General features: G+C 67.9%; 1 protein-coding gene. It reads left to right on the top strand.

Features of this window, described 5'->3' with window-relative positions:
• Nucleotides 1–14 precede the first annotated feature (14 nt).
• Nucleotides 15–1646, top strand: a complete 1632-nt coding sequence (gene istA / locus AXK60_RS12925; RefSeq protein WP_425315218.1) for an IS21 family transposase — start codon at nt 15–17, stop codon at nt 1644–1646.
• Nucleotides 1647–1765: the final 119 nt, after the last annotated feature.

The following is a 1765-nucleotide window of genomic DNA, read 5'->3' as shown; positions in this document are numbered from 1 at the left end:
CTGGGAGCCTGCTGATGCCTGGATCCGGATCGTCGTCGATGTCGAAGGTGGAGCTGTTCGCGGCGATCCGACGTGACCTGCGAGACGGCGTCTCGCGGCGGATGATTCAAGGGAAGTACCAGGTCAGCTGGCACACGGTCGATGAGGCGGCGGGGTCGGCGTGGCCGAGTGAACGCAAACGGTATCCGCGCCGGCAATCGAAGGTCGATCAGTACGCCGCGGCGATCGACGCGATCCTGCTCGCGGACCTGGATGCGCCGCGTAAGCAGCGGCACACCGTCCGCCGGATCCACACTCGGTTGATGGATGAGCACGGCATGACGGATGTCTCCTATGCGCGGGTCCGCGCCTACGTCGCCGAACGGAAACCGCAGATCGCCGTCGAGGCCGGGCGGGCACCGGCGACGGTGTTCATTCCGCAGGTGCACCGGCCGGGTGAGGAGGCGGAGGTCGACTTCGGCGAGGTCAGCGTCAAGCTCCGCGGGGAGCTGGTGATCTGCTACCTGTTCTCGCTGCGTCTGTCGTATTCAGGGAAGGCGGTGCACCGGGTTTCGATCAGTGCGGGGCAGGAGGCGTTCTTCGAGGGCCACACGCACGCCTTCAACGTGCTCGGCGGGGTCCCGACCAGGCATGTCCGCTACGACAATCTCAAATCGGCGGTCGCGACCGTGATCGGGTTCTCTCGGGCCCGGACCGAAGCTCAGCGGTGGGTCGGGTTCAGATCGCACTTCGGGGTCGAGCCGTTCTACTGCCAGCCCGGAATCACCGGCGCGCATGAGAAGGGTGGCGTCGAGGGGGATATCGGTTGGTTCCGTCGGAACCACCTCGTTCCCGTCCCGGAAGTGGACTCGATCGACGAGCTCAACGCGCTGATCGATGTCTACGACCAGGCTGATGACGCGCGTCGGATCGGGGACCGGATGCAGACGGTCGGGCAGATGTTCGCCACCGAACGCCCGCTGCTCGCGCCGCTTCCGGATAACGGGTGCGAGACCGGGACGTGGTTCACCCCGCGGGTGGACCGCTACGCGCAGGTCACTGTCCGCACCAACCGCTACTCCGTCCCAGTCCGGCTCATCAGCCGGCAGGTGCGGGTGCTGCTGCACGCCTCGCACCTGGAGGTCTTCGACGGCCGCACCGAGATCGTGGCCCGACATGAACGCCTGCTGGCCAAGGGCGGCACCCGCCTCGAGCTCGACCACTACCTCGAAGGGCTGCTCCGCAAACCGGGCGCGCTGCCGGGTGCGACGGCGTTGGAGCAGGCCCGCGCTGCGGGGAAGTTCACGCCGATTCACGACGCCTGGTGGGCCGCCGCCCGCAAAGCCCACGGCGACCAGGCCGGCACCCGCGCATTGATCGAGGTGCTCTTGCTGCATCGGCATATGCGTCACGAACAGGTCGTCGCCGGTCTCGCCGCCGCGCTCTCCGCTGGGGCGCTCACCGCCGACGCCGTCGCTCTGGAGGCCCGCAAAGCCGACACTGAACCCACCGCGGCGGAAGCGGCCGTCGATCTAGACACCACTGCTGACCAGCGCAGTGTCATCTCGCTGACCGCGCACCGCCTGGCCTCGCTCCCGCCGGATACTCGTCCGCTTCCGTCCGTCGCCGCCTACGACCAGCTCCTGCGCCACCGGCCTGCCGAATAGGCCGAGTCCACCTGCACAGACCATCACTTGGGAGATTCCGCCGTGACTACCGCTCGCCGTTCCGGACTGACCGAGCAAGCCGCTGACGCCGCCATCGACTCCGCGTGCCGCATGCTGCG

Origin of the sequence: Tsukamurella pseudospumae, assembly GCF_001575195.1 — a bacterium.
GTDB classification, from domain to species: domain Bacteria; phylum Actinomycetota; class Actinomycetes; order Mycobacteriales; family Mycobacteriaceae; genus Tsukamurella; species Tsukamurella pseudospumae.
The sequence above is the reverse complement of the archived record's forward strand: the minus strand, read 5'-3'. Positions and strand labels throughout refer to the sequence as shown.